The sequence below is a fragment of the Mycolicibacterium pyrenivorans genome (genome assembly GCF_025821625.1).
Taxonomy (GTDB): domain Bacteria; phylum Actinomycetota; class Actinomycetes; order Mycobacteriales; family Mycobacteriaceae; genus Mycobacterium; species Mycobacterium pyrenivorans.
This window is the reverse complement of sequence record NZ_JACKSH010000119.1, coordinates 85,292-105,709: the sequence shown is the minus strand read 5'-3', so window position 1 is coordinate 105,709 and position 20,418 is coordinate 85,292. Positions and strand designations below refer to the sequence as shown.

15 protein-coding genes are annotated in these 20,418 nt (G+C 69.8%); 1 reads left to right on the top strand and 14 read right to left on the bottom strand.

Going from position 1 to position 20,418, the window contains the following annotated elements; translation table 11 throughout:
• Window positions 1-2: 2 nt before the first annotated feature.
• The 3 genes from H7I57_RS15130 to H7I57_RS15120 all read right to left on the bottom strand — a co-directional run bounded on the left by H7I57_RS15130 (window position 3) and on the right by H7I57_RS15120 (window position 4,209).
• Window positions 3-1,088: a type III polyketide synthase gene (locus H7I57_RS15130; RefSeq protein ID WP_264024372.1), complete on the bottom strand. Its 1,086-nt coding sequence runs from the start codon at window positions 1,086-1,088 to the stop codon at window positions 3-5.
• On the bottom strand, window positions 1,085-3,343 hold the full coding sequence (locus H7I57_RS15125; protein WP_264024427.1) for an MMPL family transporter: 2,259 nt from the start codon (window positions 3,341-3,343) through the stop codon (window positions 1,085-1,087). Before H7I57_RS15125 ends, H7I57_RS15130 begins: the two co-directional genes overlap by 4 nt.
• A gap of 110 nt (window positions 3,344-3,453) precedes the next feature.
• On the bottom strand, window positions 3,454-4,209 hold the full coding sequence (locus H7I57_RS15120; RefSeq protein WP_264024371.1) for a M15 family metallopeptidase: 756 nt from the start codon (window positions 4,207-4,209) through the stop codon (window positions 3,454-3,456).
• 174 nt (window positions 4,210-4,383) lie between these two features.
• On the opposite strand from H7I57_RS15120, the gene H7I57_RS15115 reads away from it, so the two are divergent.
• The gene (locus H7I57_RS15115) at window positions 4,384-4,605 is read left to right on the top strand and encodes a hypothetical protein (RefSeq protein WP_264024370.1); all 222 of its coding nucleotides are present in this window, start codon (window positions 4,384-4,386) and stop codon (window positions 4,603-4,605) included.
• A 29-nt stretch (window positions 4,606-4,634) separates the two neighbouring features.
• Here H7I57_RS15115 and H7I57_RS15110 read toward each other — a convergent pair whose 3' ends face one another.
• The 11 genes from H7I57_RS15110 to recC all read right to left on the bottom strand — a co-directional run bounded on the left by H7I57_RS15110 (window position 4,635) and on the right by recC (window position 20,305).
• Window positions 4,635-5,687, bottom strand: coding sequence for a tartrate dehydrogenase (locus tag H7I57_RS15110; protein WP_264024368.1), 1,053 nt, complete (start codon window positions 5,685-5,687; stop codon window positions 4,635-4,637).
• On the bottom strand, window positions 5,684-7,288 hold the full coding sequence (locus H7I57_RS15105; protein ID WP_264024365.1) for an SLC13 family permease: 1,605 nt from the start codon (window positions 7,286-7,288) through the stop codon (window positions 5,684-5,686). The genes H7I57_RS15110 and H7I57_RS15105 overlap by 4 nt, the downstream gene beginning before the upstream one ends.
• Window positions 7,289-7,330: 42 nt before the next feature.
• On the bottom strand, window positions 7,331-7,672 hold the full coding sequence (locus H7I57_RS33235; protein WP_308204364.1) for a DUF1989 domain-containing protein: 342 nt from the start codon (window positions 7,670-7,672) through the stop codon (window positions 7,331-7,333).
• Window positions 7,576-8,004, bottom strand: coding sequence for a hypothetical protein (locus tag H7I57_RS15100; RefSeq protein WP_275081276.1), 429 nt, complete (start codon window positions 8,002-8,004; stop codon window positions 7,576-7,578). The genes H7I57_RS33235 and H7I57_RS15100 overlap by 97 nt, the downstream gene beginning before the upstream one ends.
• Window positions 8,005-8,033: 29 nt before the next feature.
• On the bottom strand, window positions 8,034-8,384 hold the full coding sequence (locus tag H7I57_RS15095; protein ID WP_308204363.1) for a EutQ-related cupin domain-containing protein: 351 nt from the start codon (window positions 8,382-8,384) through the stop codon (window positions 8,034-8,036).
• Between the two features lie 40 nt (window positions 8,385-8,424).
• On the bottom strand, window positions 8,425-10,812 hold the full coding sequence (locus H7I57_RS15090; protein ID WP_264024364.1) for a lysylphosphatidylglycerol synthase transmembrane domain-containing protein: 2,388 nt from the start codon (window positions 10,810-10,812) through the stop codon (window positions 8,425-8,427).
• Window positions 10,813-10,960: 148 nt separating this feature from the next.
• Complete coding sequence (locus H7I57_RS15085) at window positions 10,961-11,260, bottom strand: hypothetical protein (RefSeq protein ID WP_264024363.1); 300 nt, start codon at window positions 11,258-11,260, stop codon at window positions 10,961-10,963.
• Between the two features lie 152 nt (window positions 11,261-11,412).
• Window positions 11,413-11,607 carry a hypothetical protein gene (locus H7I57_RS33500; RefSeq protein ID WP_308204362.1) on the bottom strand — a complete coding sequence of 65 codons (195 nt, stop codon included), beginning with the start codon at window positions 11,605-11,607 and terminating at the stop codon, window positions 11,413-11,415.
• Window positions 11,608-11,913: 306 nt separating this feature from the next.
• Window positions 11,914-13,647: an exodeoxyribonuclease V subunit alpha gene (gene recD / locus H7I57_RS15075; RefSeq protein ID WP_264024362.1), complete on the bottom strand. Its 1,734-nt coding sequence runs from the start codon at window positions 13,645-13,647 to the stop codon at window positions 11,914-11,916.
• Window positions 13,644-16,940: an exodeoxyribonuclease V subunit beta gene (recB, locus tag H7I57_RS15070; protein ID WP_264024425.1), complete on the bottom strand. Its 3,297-nt coding sequence runs from the start codon at window positions 16,938-16,940 to the stop codon at window positions 13,644-13,646. The genes recD and recB overlap by 4 nt, the downstream gene beginning before the upstream one ends.
• A gap of 8 nt (window positions 16,941-16,948) precedes the next feature.
• A complete protein-coding gene (gene recC / locus H7I57_RS15065) occupies window positions 16,949-20,305 on the bottom strand; it encodes an exodeoxyribonuclease V subunit gamma (protein ID WP_264024361.1) in 3,357 nt (1,118 codons plus the stop codon).
• Between the last annotated feature and the right edge of the window lie 113 nt (window positions 20,306-20,418).

The window sequence follows — 20,418 nt, the reverse complement described above, 5'->3', positions numbered from 1 at the left end:
CGTCAGCGCCACCGCAGCAGGACGAGCTCTGAGCAGAAGCCCGGGCCCATCGCCATCAGCAGTCCCGGCTCCCCGGCCGCGGGCTTCTTGGCTCTGGTGTCGCGCAGCACGTGCAGCACCGACGATGACGACAGGTTGCCCACCTCGGCCAGCGAGCGCCAGGTCAGCTCGAGGGCGTCGTCGTCGAGTCCGAGGGTGGCGGTGATCGCCTCGATCACCTTGGGGCCGCCGGGATGTGACACCCACGCCTCGACGTCGGCCACCGTGAGGTCGTGCTCGCCGAGGAACCCGCTGACGTCCTCGGCGAGGTATCGCTCGATGAGCTCGGGCAGGTTCGGCGAGAGGATGAGCTGGAAACCGGTGCTGCCGACCTTCCATCCCATGGTGTCCAGCGAATCCGGGTACAGGCGGCTGCGGGAGTCGAGCACCACCGGCCCGGTCGCGTCGATCTCGTCGGCGCGGTCGCGGCCGACGGCGATCACCGCGGCGGCGCCGTCACCGAACAGGGCGCTGCCCACCAGGCTGGCCATCGTCGGCTCGGCGGCCGGATAGGTCAGTGAGCACAGCTCCACCGACACCAGGGCGGCGGCGTGGCCGGGTGCACCGCGCAGGTAGTCGTGCATCCTGGCGATGCCTGCCGCGCCGGCCACGCACCCCAGCCCGAACAGCGGCACCCGGCGCACGTCGGGCCGAAGCCCCAGCCGGCCTGCGATGCGGGCGTCCAGCGACGGCACCGCGACCCCGGTGACGGTGGTCGTCATGATCATGTCGAGATCGCTTGCGCGCAGCCCCGCTTCGTCCAGCGCCGCCGTCAACGCCTCGCAGGCGAGGTCCAGGGCGTGTTCGAGGTAGAGGGTGTTGGCGTCGCCGAAGTCGGTCAGCGACGGATACCTGTCGAGGGGCAGCACGAAGTGGCGCGCGTCGACCTTCGCGTTCTCGTGCAGGCCGCGCACCACCGCGTCGAGCCCGGCGAACGCCGGGACACCGAGGAACGCCTCGGTGACCTCCTGCTGGGTGTGGCGGTGGGGCGGCAGCGCCCCCTGGACGCCGGCGATGACGCTGACGAGGTCGTCGTGGGTGACGGTCATGATGGATTCCGTTCGGTCTCTAGGGATTCGGGGGCCGTCGCCGACGGCGCTTCGCGCAAGCCCAGCCGGTCGTGGACACGGGTGAGCCAGTGGGGGGCCCACCAGTTCCAACGACCCATGAGATGCATGAACGCCGGCACCAGCACCATGCGCACCAGGGTCGCGTCGACGAGCACGGCCAGCGTCAGGCCCAGGCCGAACATCCGCATGAACGACACGTTGGCGGCGATCAGCGCCGCGAACGAGATCGACATGATGAGCGCGGCGGCGGTGATTATACGGCCGGTGTAGGCGATGCCGAGCGCGACCGACTCATCGGATCGTCCTGTCTGGAGCCAGAATTCGCGGATCCGGGAGACGAGGAACACCTCGTAGTCCATCGACAGCCCGAAGGCGATGCAGAACAGCAGGACCGGCATGTTCGCGACGAGCGTGCCGGTGGGTGTGGTCCCGAGGCCGGACAGATGGCCGTCCTGGAAGATCCACACCAGTGCGCCGAACGCCGCGGTGAGCGAGAGAACGTTGAGCACCAACGCTTTCAGCGGTACCACCAGGCTGCCGGTGAGCAGGAAAAGCAACGCGAACATGATGACGGCGATGAGGCCGAGGACCACCGGCAGCGTGGAGGTGACGGCGTCCACACTGTCGCGGTTGATCTGCGCGGTGCCCGTCATCTCCACGGCACGCCCGCCGGGACCGGCGACGGCGTGCAACCGGTCGAGCTGAGCTTCGGACGCGTCGGAGAACAGCGGCGCGGTGCTGGCCACGGTGAGGAAGACACTGCCCTGACTCTCGCCGGCCGGGGCCGACGGCGGCCCGGCCAACGCTCCGTCGACGAAAGTTCCCGTGGGTGCGGAGACGGCGGGAACGTCGGGGACCCGGGACAGTTCGGCGGCGTATGCCGACAGCTCGGCCGGTGCCAGGCCGTCACTGTCGGGCACGACGATCGTGACGGCCGTGTCGGTGTTTCCGGCGGTGTCCGCGAATTGCCGGCGCAGTTGGTCGCCGACCTGATGGGATGACGCCGACTGCGGAAGCACCCGGTCGTCGGGGAAGCCCCATCGCACACCCAGGAACGGGGCGCCGAGGACGAGCAGCAGGACGACGATGGCCAGGCCGAGCGGCAGCGCGCGCCGCATGACGGCGTTCGCGCAGCGATACCAGAAGCGCTGTTCGACCGGGACGGGTCGCGGCGGCGGCCTGCGCAGGATCCGGCGGACGAGCCGGCGCACGTCGAAGGCGTCGAGGCGGTCGCCGAGGACCACCAGCGCGGCGGGGGTGACGACGACGGCCGCAGCCGCCGCGAACGCGACGGTGGCCACGCCGGCGTAGGCGAACGATTTGAGGAAGTGCATCGGGAACAGCACCATCGCCGCCATCGACAGCGCCACCGTGGTGGCGGAGAAGATGACGGTCCGCCCTGCGGTCGTCATGGTGCGTTGCAGCGCCGCGGGACGGTCGGCGCCTGCGGCGAGTTCGTCGCGGTAGCGGCTGAGGATCAGCAGCGTGTAGTCGATGGCCAGGGCCAGACCCATGGCCGTGGCGAGGTTCAGCGCGAAGATCGACACGTCGGTGGTGAACGTGACCAGCCGCAGCACCGACAGTGCGCCCAGGATCGCCATGCCACCGATCGCGACGGGCAGCGCCGCGGCCAGCAGCCCGCCGAACGCCCAGACCAGCACCAGGAAGCTCAACGGGATCGCCAGGGACTCCATGACCAGCAGGTCGCGCTGGGACTGCTCGGTGATCTGGACGTTGACCATCGCGGTGCCGCCGGTCTGCACGGTGACGCCATCCCGGTCGCGGGTGGCCTGGTCGGAGATGTCCTTGGCGTAGGTCTGCTGCTGGGCTTCGGTGCCGGTGATGCCTGCGACGATGAGCCCCGCGGTGCGATCCCTGCTGACGAGGTCGGCGGCGGCCGCGGGCGGGGAGGACCACGCCGAGGACACGTCGGCGACATGGGGATGGTGGGTCAACCGGTCGACGATGTCGGTCGCGACATCACGCGCCCGCGGGCTGTCGATGCCGTCGGGGGCGGACACGACGATGAGCATCTGGACATCACCCTGGCCGAACTTGTCGGTGAGAACCTGTGCAGCGTGGGTGGATTCGGAACCCGGGTCCTGAAAGCCGCTGGGGGAGAGGCTCTTGGCGACGGGAACGCCGAATACCCCGAGGGTGACCGCCAACAGCACCGCGGCGACCAGGATGCGGCGCGGCGCGGCGAGAGCCAAGAGGGCGATTCTGTGAAGCAGCTGAACCTCCAGTGCGGGAGCGAAGGCGCTTTACCGTACGACACGAGATAGTCCCCGTGGGGGTTCACGTGCAGCGCAGTCACAGCGATGTCACAGAACCGTCGCAGCTGCTATCGGAGCTCGAAATGCTGGTAGTCCAGGGGGGTGCGCCAGTGGCCGCCCCAGCGCCAGCCCCGGTCGGTGAACGCCTCGACGGCCGGATCACCGTCGTGCAGCATCCCGGGATCGGTGCGGGCGCGATCGACGAACGCCCCGGCGTTGGCGGGCTGGTAGTCGCCGCGGCGGTCGACGTAGGGGTTCAGCCGCGGATTGACGTCCACCGCGCGGCCATAGGCGTGCAGTGACCACTGCCCGGTCCCGGGGATGTCGCGGCAGTTGAACGCCGAGGTGTTGTTGTCGCGCATCGACAGCTCGTCGTCCGCCCCGGGGTAGTGGTCGGCGGTGCGCATCCGCTCGATGGGGAAGCGCAGCCGCAGCAGCTGATCGAACACCGCGATGACGTCGGCGGTGAGGTCTTGGTGCACCACCAACTGGCCGCGGTGCACCCGTCCGTCGAACCCCCAGTAGTCGAGGTCGACGCGGCGCAGTGCGTCCGGGGGCAGCGGGCAGCCGGGACGCCACGTCGCGGCGAGGTCGGCGGCGGAGACGGGGTGCACGGTCGGGGGCTGCGGTTGAGGGGACGCCGGAGGACGGGTCACCGTGGAGAACGTTTCCGGCGACCTCGGGGAGGTCGGACCGACCGGAGAGGTGGACGTTGCCGGGCCCGACGTCTGGGGAGCGGGCGCGGGGGCCGGGGCGCACTGCACCAGGGTCGTCGCCGCCACGACCGTCAGCGCGGCCAGCCTCGTAGCGGTCGTTGTTGTCACCGGTGACCAACGTACCGAAGGCCTGACCTACCGACGCCGAGTGCGCTTAGTCGCGCTAATGACTTCTGTTAGTTGAGCTTTCGAACCGCGGCCGAGATCACGACTGCGCCGTCAAAAGTGTGATGTGTACCAACTGCGCGCTATATTGTGTGCGCAGTCACAGAAAGGACGGTCATGGCCGGAATGGGAGAGGGCGCAATGGTCCCCCAAAATGTCGAACCGCCACGTACTGTGCGGGCATCCGCCCACGTCAATTGGGCACTGGCGTTCCTGATGTTCGCCATCCTGATCGCTGCCGTCGCGGGTGTGGTCGTCGCGCTGACCAGCGGGATGCCGACCGTCGCGATCCTGATCGCACTGGTCACCGGCGCGTTGTTCGCCGGCCTGGTCTGCTGACGTCGTCGCGGCGCGGGTAGTCGCGGCGCTCAGCTCAGCTGTGCCACGAGCGCGGCGGTGACCTGCTCGGTTGTCGCGGTGCCCCCCAGATCGCCGGTTCGGGTCCCCGGCTCGCTCAGCGTCGACTCCATCGCCGCGATCACGTCGTCGGCTGCGGCGGCGTGCCCGAGGTGCGACAGCATCATCGCCGCCGACCACACCGCCCCTATCGGATTCGCGATCCCGCGGCCCGCGATGTCCGGCGCCGAACCGTGCACCGGTTCGAACATCGACGGGTACTGCTTCGTCGGGTCGAGGTTGGCCGACGGCGCGATGCCGATGGACCCGGCGACCGCCGCCGCCAGATCGGACAGGATGTCGCCGAAGAGGTTCGAGCCCACCACGACGTCGAACCGCTCTGGCTGCAGCACGAACTTCGCGGCCAGCGCGTCGATGTGCTCACTGTCCCACCGCACGTCGGGGTACGCCTGCGCCCGTTCGGCCACCACCTCATCCCAGAACGGCAGCGTGTGCACGATTCCGTTGGACTTCGTCGCCGAGGTGACGTAGCCGCGCCGCGTCCGGGCCAGCTCGAAGGCGTAGTCGGCGATCCGGGTCACTCCCGGCCTCGTGAACACCGACTCCTGGATGGCCATCTCGTCCGGGAACCCTCGGTGGAGACGACCGCCGATCTCGCTGTACTCGCCCTCCACGTTCTCCCGGACCACGACGAAGTCGATGTCCTCGGTCGTCCGCAGCGGTCCGGACACCCCGCGGAAGAGCCGGATCGGCCGCAGGTTGACGTACTGCCGGAAAGCCCTGCGGATCGGAATCAGCAAGCCCCACAACGACACATGGTCGGCGACCCCCGGCCAGCCCACCGCGCCCAGCAGGATCGCGTCGAACTCGCCGAGCGTATCCAACCCGTCGTCGGGCATCATCGAGCCGATCTCGGTGTATCGCCGGCACGACCAGTTGAATTCGTGGTATTGCAGGTCGATTCCGTACTTCGCCGCTGCGGCGTCGAGGACTGCCCTGGCAGAGGCGATCACCTCGGCGCCGATACCGTCACCGGGGATGACGGCGATCGTCTGCGCGCTCACGTGCCCAGCCCCAGGACGCTGACCATCAAGGGCAGCAGCAGGATGATCAGGAAAGCACCGATGACGTCGAAGGTCGCTCCCGAGCGGATCATCGTCGTAATACGCACCACGCCCGAACCGTAGACGATCGCGTTCTGCGGTGTCGACACCGGAAGCATGAAGCCGAACGACGCCGCAAAGGTCGCCGCGAGTGCGGGCACGAACGGGTTGATGCCCGCGGCGACGGCGACCGGGATGATGATCGGCACCACCACCGCCGCGGATGCGGTGTTGCTGGTCGTCTCGGACACGATGATGGCCAGCAACACCGCGAAGATGGTGATCGCGACGGTGCTCGTCAGACCGAGCGCGTCGTCGACCGAGGTGCCGATCGTCTCCGCCAACCCCGTGTCGGCGATCAGTGAGCCGAAGATGATGCCGCTGCCGAAGAGAATGATTGTGCCCCAGTCGATCTTGGCGGCATCACTCCAGCGCAACGTGAATTCGCGGTTCTCCCAGTCGGTAGGAAGCAGGAACAGCAGAGAGGCGCCGAACACCGCGACGACGCCCTCGTCGAGACGGTCACTGACCGCGGTGTAGATGTCGGATTCGTTGCCGAACAACAGCGCGAGCACACCGGGGATGATCCACAACGTCACCGTGACGCCGAAGGCGATCAGCGTGTTCTTCTCGGCCCGGGACAGCGGCCCCAGCTGCTCGCGTTCCTTGGCGACGTAGTCGGCCACCCCCTCGATGCGCTGAATCTCAGGCTTGTTGAGCCGCAACAGGATCAGCGCCAACGCGGCGAACATGGCCAGGCAGATCGGGGCGGCCAACACCATCCACTGGCCGAAGCTGATCCGCTCCCCGGTGGCCTCCTCGATCAGGCCCCGGCCGATGAGGTTGGGCGGGCTGCCCACCGGGGTGAGAAGTCCGCCGACACTGGCCCCGTAGGCGAGCATCAGCATCAGCGCCGCGCCGACGCGCAGCCGCAACGGGTCGAAATCGGGTTCCACCATGTCGCGCTTCTGCAGCAGCTTGGCGATCACCGCGAGGATGCCGAGCGCGGTGGGCAGCAGCATCGCGACCGTCGCGGTGTTGGAGACGAACGCCGACAGGATGCAGGTGATGGCGCCGAACGCGAGGATGACGCCGGTGGTCGAACCTCCCGCCCGCGGCAGTGCGAGGATGCGGAACGCGAACCGGCGGGCGACACCGTGTTTGAGCATCGCCTGGGCGAGGATGAACGCGCCGATGAACGTGAAGACCGTCGACGATCCGAACGGTCCGAGCACGTCGTCGACCGGCGCGACGCCGAGGAACACCGCCACCGCAACCCCGAGCAGGCCGCCGATCGGGATCGGCACCGCTTCGCTGATCCACAGCACGATGACGCCGAGCAGAACCGCGGCGAGCACCTGCTGATTGCGTGGGATGTCGAGCGGTACGACCAGGAACACCACCGTGACCAGCGGCGCCAGGAACAGGCCGACCGTCCTGCGGCCCTTCTCGAAACGTTCCTCCCTTGGCGAGAGCTTCTGCTCACCGAGACTGCGGTAGGTGGCGTGGCCGAGCAACGCTTTGTCGACGTCAGTGCGGCTCGTTGGGTTCTCGGTGGTCATCGCAAGCTCCAGGAGAGGACGGTGAACTTGACGTGCGCTACGTCACATATGCCTCGGAAGCGCGCGGCCTAAACGTCCCCTTACCTCCCCCATGGTCGAGTCGTAGACGCGCACGTGGATGTCGGTGGGCATCCAGCCGTTGGCGGCGTCGATGTCGTCGGGGCAGGCGGACGACGCGCAGACCAGGTCGGTGGATGCCCGGAACAGTACGTAGTCCCCGGCACGTGACCACGGCTCGTCGGAGATCAACTGGTGCCGCGCGTCGAATGCCGTGTTGTAGAACAGGTTCAGCGCCGGCCAGCCCCTTCGGGCCGCGACGGTGCGGCGCGGTGCACCTCGACGACCACCTCCGAGGGTGGGTTCGGGTCGGTGCCCGACAGGCACATCGGTGGGGCGGGTGCGGCGACGACCACGACGGCGTCGTCGTCCACGGCGAAGCCCGCCCGCGCGCCCGCGGGCGAGGTGTCGTCGAACAACCGGATTGCGACCGCGCCGGACTGATCGACGCGGTGCTCGGCGAGCAGGGTCAGGATGCGCCCGGCGGCGTAGCCGTCCTCGTCGGGCCCGGCGACCAGGCGGCGCAACACCGACGCCGGGGCGTCGGGCGTGGCGCCGGTGACGGCACGGGGGTCCGACGCGAGCACCGTCAGCTCGGCGGGCTGGCGCCCGAATCGGTCGATGACCTCCAGCCGGTCGCCACCGAAGCGTTCGATCATGCTGTCTTACAACGTGTTCTCACGCGTGGTCACGGGGCGAAGGACCGGTAGCCGACGTAGAACGCCAGCGCGTGGTCCGGGGTGGAGAACAGGATGCGGGAGCCCTTCGGGAAGAAGATCGCGTCCTTGGCCCTGGCGATCTGCACCTGGCCGGTGTCCGGATTCTCCAATCGGAACTCGCCTTCGAGGACGACCTTCATCTCGTCGTAGTCGTAGTAGTAGTCCAGCGCGGCGTCGGTGTGGCGCAGCTCGAAGTAGCCCGAGCACATCGGGAGGCCGTTCGGGTTGGCGTAGACGTCGTCGATGAAGCCCTCGGTGCCAGCCGCCACGTATCGCTGGCCCGCGAACGTGCATTCCTTGTCGCGGATCGCGCCGCGCAACTACATGGAATGCACGTTCGCGAAAAACCGGGCCGAAGCCCTAGATCATGTCGTTGCGGGTGAGCCATCGCATGATCGGCCAGCCGACGAACACCGGAAGCCAGACGGTGAGGATCCGGTACAGCAGCACCGACGACACCGCGATCGCCGTGGGCACGCCGAACGCGGCGAGACCGCCGATCAGCGCCGCTTCCACCGCCCCGACACCGCCGGGGGTGGGAGCCGCCGAGGCCAGCGTTCCGCCGACCATCGTCACGATCGTGACGGTGACGAAGCTGGCGTCACCGCCGAACGCCTCGATGCTGGCCCACAGGGCCAGCGCCGCCCCGAGTGTGGTTGCCGCACAACCGAGTACGATCACCGCGAGCCGCCGGGGCTCGCGCGCCAGCTCGGCGAGATCGTCGAGGACCTCCTTGAGCCGGGGCCGCACCGCGGTGGCCAGCCAGCGCCGCAGCTTCGGGACGAACAGGAACACCCCGACGGCACCCAGCGCAGCGCCGCCGATCAGGTACAGGACGGTGGAGCCGGGCACGAACCGTCCGAGGTCCGCCGACGCTCCCGCCGCGGCGCTGAAGATGATCAGCAGCGTGATGTGGGTGAGCACCTGCACCGACTGCTGAAGCGCCACCGCGGTGGTGGCCCGCAGCGCGCCAAGCCCGCCCTTCTGCAGGAAGCGGGTGCTCAGCGCCAGACCGCCGACCCCGGCGGGCGTCGTCGTCGCGGCGAACGTGTTCGCCACCTGCATGATGGCCAGGTTCCGGAACTTCACCAGGCCGTCCGCGCACGCCCACAGCGCGGCACCCGCGCCGAGGTACTTCAGCCCCGACACCGTGAGCCCGGCCAGCGCCCACCACCAGTTCGCCGAGCGCAGTTCGGAGAAGAACACCGGCACCGACGCGATGAACGGATAGGCCACGTAGACCAGCGCGACCAGCAGCCCCATCTGGATCAGCTGGTTGCGGGTGAACCGGGTGATGGTCTCCGTCTGGATCTGGTCGGCCCCGGTCTGGCGTTTCACCTCGTCGCGGGCGGCCGACATCGCGGCTTTCGCGTCACCGAGCGAGGCCCGGATTCGTTTCGGCACAGCCGATTTGGTCAAGCGACGGGACGCGGCCAGCACCGTCTCACTGCCGAACACGGTGATCGCCGCCTGCACGGCCGGTTCGGCGCCGTAGAGGTCTGTCGTGGTCAGCAGGAGCTGGGCGATGTCGGTGTGCAGATGCGCCTCCGACGCGCCGTACTCGGCGAACGAGAACCCGCCGAACATCGGTGTCCCGTCGACGACGGTGATCTCCTTGCTGCGCAGGTCACCGTGGGAGATCTGCTGGCTGTGCAGCACCCCCAGCGAATCCCAGATCCGCGCCACCGGTGTCTCGTCCACGCAGTCGTCGATCGTGGCGCCGCGTGACGGCTTGTGCGCGTAGAGCGTCCACCCCCGGTCCAGCGTCGACATCGCGATCGGCGAGGTGTTGGCAAGTGCCAGGTCGCCGACGGCGATGGCCATCAGCGCGCGGTGCTCGACGGCGCGGCGCAGGGAGGTCTGCAGCGGTGCGGTTTCGCTGTCACGCAGCCGCAACTTGCTCCAGAACTGCCGCAGCGCACCGCCGCCGCGTTGATGCGGCCCGTACAGCTCGACAATCGCGGTGTCCGGGTCGGTGTCGGCGGGCCGGCCCTCGGTGGCGATGAGCACCAACGGCCCGCGTCCGGCGGGCCGGACCACCGTCAGCGCCGACACCCGGAATCCACGTCGCGTCATCGCCCGGACCGCGCCGTCGAGCGGCACCTCGAGAGCGGGCGTGCCGACGACGAGCACGACCAGTGCCCCGACGAACCAGCCCACCGCAAGGCCGAGCAGCGAGCGGGCCGGCACCACCGCGCTGACGACGAGGTGGATCGGCACGAACGCCAGCAGCAACGTCCACCACCAGCGTCGCCACTGCGCAGGCAGCCACGGCCCCGACACCGTCAGCACCGCGGCGAGCATCGCGATCCACCGCGGGTCGTCGAGGAACTGCGACAGAACGGTGTCGAGGCGTTCGGTCAGATCGAAGTGCCACCGCGGCGCGGCGATGCCGTTGCCGGTGATCGACAGCGACAGGATCGCGATGACGCCCGCCGCGGCGTAGGCACCCAGCAGCTTCCACTGCCGCGCGACGATGAGCCCGATCAGGATCATGAACGGCAACGCCAGGATCGCGATGCCATAGACCAGATACACGGCGTTCGACTGCGTCGGGCTGAGCACCCCGACGATTCCGGAGATGGACTTCTCCAGCGCGTCCCACTCGTTGCGGGTGATCAGCGAGCTGGTGACGACGACGACGAGGAACACCCCGGCCGACGCCAGCCGCACGATGTCGTTGGTCCGACGGGTCAACGGTTGGAGCAGGCTGCCCGAGACAGCGATGTCCCGCCCGTCAACTCGCATATGGCAACGATCTCTCGGTTTGGCTGGTGAACCGTGATGGCTCACAGACAACTTAGCGAGTGATCCGCGGCGTCCGGTACACGCGAGAAGGGGCGTCCCGGTCGGGACGCCCCTCCTGCTGCGCTTTCGTCAGCTCACAGAGACTCCATCAGCTCACAGAGACGTAGTAGACCTTGCCGACGACGGCCAGGTAACCGCGGTCGCGGCCGGAGCCCCGGACCCGCTCCTTGATGTCGGCACCGGCGCGGATGGACATCACGTTGGCCTCCGAGAGGGGGGTGCTGCCAAGCCTGCTGACGACGACGCGGTTGCCGCCGGCCTCGAGTTGGCTGATGGTCTCGAGCGCGTCACCGGTACCGGACGGGGCGGCGTTGGCGGGGGCCGCCAGTCCGAGGACGCCGGCGGTCAGTCCGGCGGCTGCGGTGGTGGCGATGGTGAATTTCTTCATGGATTGCTCTCCCTGTTCGGGTCGGAGCCGTGGAGCGTGTCGCGCGGTTTCGACGTTGTTGTGTCTTCGGTTGCGCTTGCTGAAACCAGCAGCCGGCGGGGTTCATTTCCGCTGGCAGCATCTGCACGGCGGGTGGCAAGACTTGACCGCGGTCAGCGGACGTCGACGTAGAGAATGCGCCCGACCGTGCGCAGGACGCGATCCTCGCGGCTGTGGTCTCCGCCGCGCCGACTGCCGCCGTTGGACGTGACCCATTCCCGGATTTCGGCGCCCGGCCGCACGGCGATGATCTCGGCCTCCGAAAGCGGCGCGCTGCTGAGCCGATTGACGATGACCCGGTTCCCCATCGCCTCGAGCTCGGTGATGGTGTGCTGGGCGCTGTCGTCACGCGACGGCGCGGCGACCGCGGGGGCGGCCAGGCCGAGGAACGGCGGCCGACAGCCCGGCTGCTGCGGCGGTGGCGATGGTGAGGTGCTTCATGTGGTGTCCCTGCTCTTTCGGACTCGTCGTTGAGATGCCTGTGATCCGGTGGTGTGTCGATGCGGGCGCAGGCGTTACACGAAGCACGAAAAAGGGCCGCCCCGGGCGCCGGAATTGCATTCCAGCAGGCAAAAGCCCAGAGAAGCCCTGCTGGAATGCAATTCCGGCGGGAACTAGCGGAGCCGCCGGGCCAGGCCCGAGGCGCGCACGACGCGCCGCGAGATGGCCTGGCGGATGGCCGCCTCCGACCCGACGATCCGCACCCGCGTCTTCGCTCGCGTCACCGCTGTGTAGAACAGCTCGCGGGTCAGCAGCCGGGATTCCTCCTGCGGCAGCAGCACGGTGATCTCGTCGGCCTGGCTGCCCTGGCTCTTGTGGATCGTCATCGCGTGCATGGTGTCGACGTCGGCGAGTCGGCCGGTCGCGAACTCCACCGGTCCCGTGCCCGAACCGATGACCGCGCACAGCCCGTTGCCGCGGACCACCGTCACCCCGGTGTCGCCGTTGTACAGGCCGAGCCCGTAGTCGTTGGCCGTCACCAGCACCGGCCGCCCGGGGTACCAGTCGGCCCAGATCGGTTCGCCGGTCGAGTCGGTCAGCCACCGCTCGATCTGCCGGTTCCAGTACCGCACGCCGTACGGTCCGCGTCGGTGTGCGCACAACAACCGGTGCTCGCCCAGGGTGGCCAGCCCCGCTGCGCCGTCCCCGAGGATCGCCGCCTCGCGCAGGCGCAGCGCGTGGGGGAGCAGCACTTTGCGCAGCTGGTCACCGGGCTCGTCGGTGTCGAGCCATTCGATGTGCTCGCCGCCCGCCGCCAGCAGGCCGATCACCCGGTCGGCCGCACCGTCGCGGATTGCGGCAGCCAGCGCGCCGATCGACTCGCCGAACCGGTGCGACGTCTGCAGCGCGGCGATCCGCACGTCGTCGCGGCCGCCGAGGCCGTCGACCAGATCGGCCAGCACCGCACCGGCTTCCACCGATGCCAATTGATCGGGGTCACCGACCAGCAGCAGGCGGCTGTCCGGGCGTACCGCCTCGAGGAGCCGCGCCATCAGCGTGAGCGACACCATCGACGTCTCGTCGACGACGATGACGTCGTGGGGCAGCCGGTTCTCGCGGTGATGACGGAACCGCGACGAGTTGTCCGGCCGCGACCGCAACAGCCGATGCAGCGTCGAGGACGTCAACTCCGGCAACCGATCCCGGTCGGCCGCGTCGAGCTTGCCGACCTCCAGCTGCACCGCCTCCAGCAGCCTCGCGGCGGCCTTGCCCGTCGGCGCCGCCAGCGCGATCCGCAGCGGCGGCTTCCCGGTCAGCGACGCCTGCTCGGCCAGCAGCGCCAGCAGCCGCGCCACCGTGCTGGTCTTGCCGGTACCGGGCCCGCCGGTCAGCACCGTGAGCGATTGCGTCAGTGCGACTTCGGCGGCGGCGCGCTGTTCCTCCCGGCCCTCCGGGAACAACCGGTGGAGGCTGGGCACGGTGCCGTCCGGCAGCGTGTCGTCCGGCGGTGTGGACGCGAGCAGCGCCAGCACATCGGCACAGACCTGCTGTTCCTCGAGCCAGTACCGGTCGAGGTAGAGTAGCTCGCCCGTGCCGTGACCGAACAGCCGCAGTACCGGCGGCGAGCCGACGAGCGGGCTGGCCCGCACCGCGGCCAGCCACTGCTCGGCCGGCGGCCAGGGCAGCTCGGGCCTGGCGACCTGGTCGGCGACCGACCGCAGGTCGACGCACACGGATCCGGCGCGCAGGGCCCGCACCACCAGCGCGACGGCCAGCGCGACGGACTCGTCGGTGTCCCCGGCCAGCGCGGTGAGCCGGCGGGCGACGTGAATGTCGGCAGCCTCGAGGATCTCGGCATCGGCGAAGACACCGAGCAGCCCGGTCGCGGCGACGGATGGGGTGCTCATGCCGCCACCTCCCCGGCGTCGAGCAGATCCGACAGGGCCACGATCAACGACGCAGGCGGCTGCCAGCTGAACACTCCCGCGGGATGCCCGTCGACCACGGGGGTCGCCTCGCCACACATTCCGCGGACGAACAGGTACAGCACCCCGCCGAGATGGCGCTCCGGTTCGTAGCCGGGTTGGCGCCACCGCAGAAAGCGGTGCAGCACAACGCAGTACAGCAGCGCCTGCAGCGGATAGTCGGAGTGCAGCATCGCCTCCGCCATCCGGGCGTGCCCGTAGTCGGCAGACGTCAGCGGCTTCTCGGGCTCGCCCAGCCAGTTGGTCTTGTAGTCGGCGACGATGTACCGCTCACCGACACGCAGCACCACGTCCAGTGAGCCCGTCAGATAACCCCGCAACGACTGCCCGGCCAGCGCTCCGTGCGACAGCCGTTCGGCGTACGACGCCAGCGGGTCGTCGGCGGCGACGTGCCCGCGGAACAGCCGCCCGACGTCGGCCAGCGATATCCGCGGGGCGTCATGGCGCCGATCGCCGCCGGCGAGCGGCAGCTCGAAGTCCATCTCCCGCAACCGGTCCCGGAAGCCGATCTGCCGAAGGGTCACGCCGGGGGCCAGCGGACCCAGCGGCGTGTCGTGCATCGGAACCAGCGCCTCGGCCAGTTCGCGTGACGGGACGTCGACGGGCCACCACATCGAGTGCTCGCGGATCTGCCCCTCGAGTTCTGCGGCCAGATCGGGGGCGAGCGGATCGGCGGTCTCGAGCACCGCGTGCACCAGCGTGCCGAACTTCGCGCCCATCGGCAGGTCACCCATCGGCGACGGCACGGCCGTCGGTTCGGGCTCGGCGTGTTTCGCCGCCGGGACGTCACCGACCTCGTCGTCCTTCTCGGCGACCTCCGGTTCGCTGGACACCCCACCGGCCGTCTCGGCGGCGCGGATCAGCCCCGAGTACGACGTGCGCCGCCACGACGCGTCGATGTCGCGATGGAAGTGCCGCGCCGCGAGATCCGATGGCGGCGAGGGCGACTCGACCTCGGCAACCGAGGCGATCACCGAGTCCTCGAGCACCGGGCCACCCTGGTCGGCCCACGCGCGCAGCGCGGCCATCGCCTCGGCGTCATCCACCGTCGCGGGATCGCAGCGATCGGGCACCACCGGATCACCGGGAACACGGCCCCGCAACAACCGCGACAACCCGCCGTTGGGTTCATCCCACGACGGCGCCCACCACGCCACCACCTGCGACTGGGCGCGGGTCAGCGCCACATAGGTGAGCCGGACGTCGTCGGAGGCGGCCTCCCGTCTGCCGAGCTTGGTCACCTCGGCGCAATCCGGGCTGGACTCACCGCCGATGTGCAGGCACCGCTGGGCGCCGTCGTGGAACAGCACGGCGTCGTTCGTCCGGATGTTGCGGTTGAACGCGAACGGCAGGTACACGACGGGGTACTGCAAGCCCTTGCTGACATACACCGTCATGATCTGCACCGCGGCGGCGTCGCTGTCGAGACGGCGATTGCGTTCGGGTGCGCCACTGCGTTCTTCGCGTTGGGTCCGCAGCCAGTCCCGCAGCGCGGGCACGCTGAAATGCTCCCGGTGCGAGGTGTCGTGCAGGGCCTGCGTCATGTGCGCCAGGTCGGTCATCCGGCGCTCGCCGTCGGTCCACGACAGCACACGGCGCCCCATCCCGGCCAGCTGCGCGGCTTCGAAGACCGCCGCGACGCCGCGTTCCCGCGCGTGGTCGGCCCACTCACGGATCTTGGCGGACACCCGGTCGGTCAGCGTGTCGCCCTGGGCCGCAAGATCTTCGGCGGTGTGGCCGAAGAACATCGTGGTGGCGGCGGCCCGGACCAGCCCGGTGCGGTGCGGCTGGTCGAACGCCTCGAGCAGGCACAGCCAGTCGTCGGCGGCGTCGGAGCGGAAGACGTCCGAATCGCCGGTGTACACGGCGGGGATGCCCGCCGCGGTGAGCGCGTCGAAGCACGGCCGCCCGTCCTTGTGCGTCTCGACGATCACCGCGATGTCACCGGCCTGCAGCGGCCGCCCGTCGTAGCTGGCTCCGCTGTTGAGCAGGGCGGCGATGTCGGCGGCCAGGTCGCGCGGAATGTGCCTGCGCAGTGCGTCGATCGAGATGGTGCGGTCCTGCTTCGTCCGGATGGTGTCGCGCGACACCACCCGCAGCCGGAACGGCTCGTTGTGCGGCGCGCCCGCCAGCCGGTGCCCCTGGTGGGATGCCTCGACCGGGTGCACGACGATCTCGCTGTTGCCGAGTTCGGCGCTGCGGAGCACGGCCTGCAGGCTGTCGACCAGCACGGCGTCGCTGCGCCAGTTGGTGCCAAGGGTTTGCCGTTCCCCCGCGGTGGCGGCGGCGTGCAGGTAGGTGGCGATGTCGCCGCCACGGAACGCATAGATCGCCTGCTTCGGGTCGCCGATCAAGATCAGCGTGGACCGCCCGTTGAACGCCCGGTCGATCACCTCCCACTGCACCGGGTCGGTGTCCTGGAACTCGTCGACCATCACGATCTCCCAGCGCCGGTGCATGCGGGCGCGGGCGGGGGAATCGGCGGACTCCAGCGCGGCGGCCAGTCGGCTCAGCAGATCGTCATAGCCGAGGATGCCCCGCTTGCGTTTGCGCCGCTCCAACTCCGTGCACACCGCGTCGGCGAACTCGACCCGGACAGCGGCCTCGGTGCCCGGTGGCGGGGCGATCGGGCGCAGTTCGGCGCTCGGGTTCCTGACGACCTCGCGGGCCAGGTCGAGCGCCTCACCGCGCGACAGTGGCGGGTCGTCACGCTCGTGGCCGAAGTGCGCCAGGTACAGGTCGTCGACGATCTCGGTCACCAGGTCGTCGAGGCTCTCGACCAGCGTCACACCGACATCGGTGTCACCGGCTACACCGAGCGATCGGAGAACGAGGTGGCAGAACTGATGCGTAGTGGCGATGGTGGCGGCGTCGAAACCCGCCAGGGCGTCGCGCAACCGCTGCTTGCGGTCGCGCAGTTCGTCGGCGGTGCCGTCGAGCAGGTGGGCCAGCAACTGGTTGTCACCCACCGTCGACGGGTCGCCGAACGCGACCACGGCAGCCAGGATCTGGCCGCGAACACGCTCGCGCAGTTCCTGGCTCGCGGCCTTCCCGAAGGTGATCAGCAGCATCTGCTCGAGTGTCGCCACGCCCTCGGCGATGTACCGCGTCACCAGGCCGGCGAGCGCGAACGTCTTGCCGGTGCCTGCGCTGGCCTCCAACACCGTGGTGGTCTGCGGCGTCGGGAGCGGGCCGAGCAGATCGAAGGTCCGCATCGGTCGGGTCATCGGTCGGCGTCCTCTTCCGCCTGCAGCATCGGCAGCCACAGGCGCGCGGCGTACGCACCGAGGCGGGTCGTCTCACCGTCGTATTCCTCACCGGGGCGCACCGGTTCGAGCAGCACGTCGAGCTTCGACCGGTAGCCCCACACCCGCTCGTGGGCGGGCTGCTCGTTCTCGCCGGGGAACCTGCCGGACTCCCATTTGTAGCCCGCCTGCCGCTCGGGCCAGCCGCGGGTGTGCCGGGTCTCCGCCCACACGTACGAGGTCTTGATGGGCAACGGGATCGGTTCGCGACGGCCCGCGTCGTAGATCGCGACCAGGTCGGCGAGCAACCCGACGGCCGGCACCCGCGGCGGTCCGAGCACCCGCTCCCTCGGCGGGCCGCTGCGCTTCGGGCGCCCGATGCCCACCGCGTGCCACTGGCGGTCGGGATGGCGGGCGGTCAACGCCAGCAGTCGAATCCACGACTCCAGCAGATGCCGACCGTCGAGCTTCGAATAGGTGACCGCCACGAGCCGGTCACCGTGGACGCGCGGCACGGTTCCGGTGACCCGCCGACCGTCACCCAGGTCGATGTCGACGTCGTAGGCCTGCGGGGGTCGACCTCGGTGCCGGTGCGCCGCGACGGCCAGGCCGGTGGCCTGCTCGCGGATCTCCTGCGCCTTGCGCCAACCGAGTTGGCCCGGCGGCAGCGAACCGCGTCGCCACTCGGCCTGCTGCGCGTCCCTGGGGTGCATGCCCCGCTGCATGTCGTCGAGCATCCGGTCGCCGACCTTCCACTCCTGCAGTGCGTCGATCTCGACGGGCATCGCGTCCTCGACGGCGTCGACGTCCCACGGCAGCGTGTAGTCCAGCGCGCGGAAGAAACCTTTGACCGGGTCGCGGAAGAAGGCGATCAGGTCGTCGAGCGCGACGTCGTCCGGCGGCGGTGCAGGCAGCGGCCGGCCGAGCAGTGCCGGACGCTCGCCCCGCCGTCCGGCGGCGACCTGCGCGGAGGTCAGCACGGTCGGATCGAACGTGAAGGGTTGCCCCGCGGGCATGTTGAGCGCGCCGGGTGTCACGTTGCGAACATCGAACGGCTGCAACGGGTGTTCGACCAGGACCTGGCTGCGGACCTTCCCCTCGGCGGTGATGTCGAGGGTGTCCAGAAGCTCGGTCAGGGGCACGGCGGGGGGCTTGCGCTGCCCGGAGTATTCGTTGGATCCGGTGTAGGTGATCACCAGCTTCTCGGTGGCGGACATGACGGCGTCGAGCAGCAATTGCCGGTCCTCGGAACGGATGTCGCGTTCGCCGGTCATCGGCTCACGGGCCAGGGCGTCGTCCCCGTCCACCGCGCCGAGTCGGGGGAAGGCCCCGTCGTCCAGGCCGACAAGGCATACCACCCGGTGCGGCACCGAGCGCATCGGCACCATCGTGCAGACCGTCAGGGTGCCGGTGCGGAAGTTGGCGCGCGTCGGCCGCCCGGCGAGGTGGCGGTCCAGAAGTGCGCGGACGTCGGGCAGCCGCAGCACGGTCCCGGCCCGCGGCCCGGCGTTGGCGAGCACGTCGCCGAACTCGCGCTGTACCTGTCCGGACTGCCACGCGTCGGCGTCCGGGACGTCGGTCAGCGCCGTGATGCCGTCGGCGAGCGCGGCCAGCCAGAGACTCAATGGCCTTGCGCCGGAGAGCGATTCGATGACGATGTGCAGTCGTTCGACGTACTCGGCGAGCCGGCCGGCCAGCTCGACCCGGTTGCTGCCGACATCGTCGAGCGGCAGCGTGGTTCCCAGCCAGGCGTGCGAGTCGTCGGACATCGCCACCCCGGCAAGCACCCGGTCGATGCCGAACCGCCAGGTGTTCTGCACGAAGTCGACACCGTAGGGGTGGCGATGGGCGGAGTCGAAACCCCAGCGGATGTTGGCTTCGCGCACCCAGTCGCCGATCGCCTCGAGGTCGTCGTCGGTGAAGCCGAACCGGGCCCTGATCGGCTCGGCCTCGGCGAGGTTGAGTACTTCGCTGGCCGTCGCCCGGCCCCCGGCGAGGGTCAGCAGTTGCGCCGCCACACCCAACAGCGCGTTGGTCTGGGTGAGCGCGCGGTCGGCGAGCTTGACCCGCAGCCGATGCGCCGGGTGCGCGCCGTGGACGACGTCGCCGAGCCCGAAGCCCGCGACGATCAACGGCGCGTAGGTCTCGATGTCCGGGCACATGACGAGGATGTCGCGCGGTTCGAGGGTGGGGTCGTCGGCCAGCAGGCCCAGCAGCACCTCCCGCAGCACGTCGATCTGCCGGGCGGGGCCGTGGCTGCTGTGCACCTGGATCGAGCGGTCGTCGGGCGACGGGTGCCGGCCCGCGGGACGCAGGTCATCGGCGGCGATGTCGGACTGCAGCCAGCCGAGGAGGGTCTCGGGCCGATCGGCCGATCCCAGACATTCGTCGGTCTGCGCGTCCGCGGGCAGGCTGCGCTGCAGTTCGCGCAGGTCGCGACCGAGCGTGGCGAGCAGGGGGTGCCCGACGTCGCGGTGGGAGGTGTCGTCGCGGCGCGCCACGGTGCCGCGGACATCGGCAAGGGAGCGCCACAGATCGTCGCTGGGATGCGGCAGCCACAGGTGCAGATCGTGGTGAGAGCTCAGCGCTCGGAGCAGTTCGATCTCGGTGAGCGGCAGCCGGGTATGGCCGAACAGCGACAGCCGCTGCGGCAGGTCGGTGGGCGACTCCTCAAGGCGGGCAACGGTTTTGGCGTGCCGGACGTGGGGCGGGTCGGCGTCGACGCGGTCCACGAGGGTGCGGTAGAGCTCGGGCTGCCAGAGCAGGTCCGGATCGAGGCCGTCGGTGCGGCCCTCGAGCCAGTCGGCGAGCAACTGCGGGCGTTGCCGGGCGTAGGAGGCGAACAAGCCGGCCAGGCGACGGGCGACGGCGTAGCGTCGCCCCTGCCGCAGCTCCTTCTCCTCGCCGGCCTCGAAGTGGCCGAGATGGGTGGCCAGCGCGGTGCACCACGGCTCGTCGAGGCAGCCGTCGATCACCTCGAGCAGCGGCCACACCATCGCGTCCGGCGACCACGGATCGTCGCCCGCCGTCCCGGTGAGCTCGGCGATCAGCGACTGCGGATGCCGGAACGTCACACCCGCGCACACCCCGTCGTTCCTGGTCGATGGCTCCTCGCGCGAGCGCTCGTCGGTCGATGGCTCCTCGCGCGAGCGCTCGTCGGCCGTGCCGCGGCCCAGCACGTGGGAGAGCCGCTGGCTGAGCCAACGCTCCATGCCGCGGGCGGAGACCAGGACCAGCTCCTCGGCGAACGGATCGGGCAGCGGCGCGGCCAGCAGCCCGCCGAGGCCGTCGGCGAGCAGGTCGGTGCGGTCGGCACGATGGAGGTGCAGCGCCATCGGCGGTCAGACTACGACGCCGGACGGGCCTGTCGTGCGCACCTGGTTGTGGTGTTTGAGTTCCGCATAGACCAACGCCTTCGAGAACTGGCCCGTGAGTCTCGGTGCCCCTG

Coding starts and splice junctions, on each gene's coding strand:
- H7I57_RS15130 (WP_264024372.1), bottom strand. CDS start 1,088: ATGACCGTCACCCACGACGACCTCGTCAGCGTCATCGCCGGCGTCCAG.
- H7I57_RS15115 (WP_264024370.1), top strand. CDS start 4,384: ATGGCCGGAATGGGAGAGGGCGCAATGGTCCCCCAAAATGTCGAACCG.
- H7I57_RS15105 (WP_264024365.1), bottom strand. CDS start 7,288: ATGACCACCGAGAACCCAACGAGCCGCACTGACGTCGACAAAGCGTTG.
- H7I57_RS15100 (WP_275081276.1), bottom strand. CDS start 8,004: ATGATCGAACGCTTCGGTGGCGACCGGCTGGAGGTCATCGACCGATTC.
- H7I57_RS15090 (WP_264024364.1), bottom strand. CDS start 10,812: ATGCGAGTTGACGGGCGGGACATCGCTGTCTCGGGCAGCCTGCTCCAA.
- H7I57_RS15085 (WP_264024363.1), bottom strand. CDS start 11,260: ATGAAGAAATTCACCATCGCCACCACCGCAGCCGCCGGACTGACCGCC.
- H7I57_RS33500 (WP_308204362.1), bottom strand. CDS start 11,607: ATGGGGAACCGGGTCATCGTCAATCGGCTCAGCAGCGCGCCGCTTTCG.
- recD (WP_264024362.1), bottom strand. CDS start 13,647: ATGAGCACCCCATCCGTCGCCGCGACCGGGCTGCTCGGTGTCTTCGCC.
- recB (WP_264024425.1), bottom strand. CDS start 16,940: ATGCGGACCTTCGATCTGCTCGGCCCGCTCCCGACGCCGCAGACCACC.
- recC (WP_264024361.1), bottom strand. CDS start 20,305: ATGGCGCTGCACCTCCATCGTGCCGACCGCACCGACCTGCTCGCCGAC.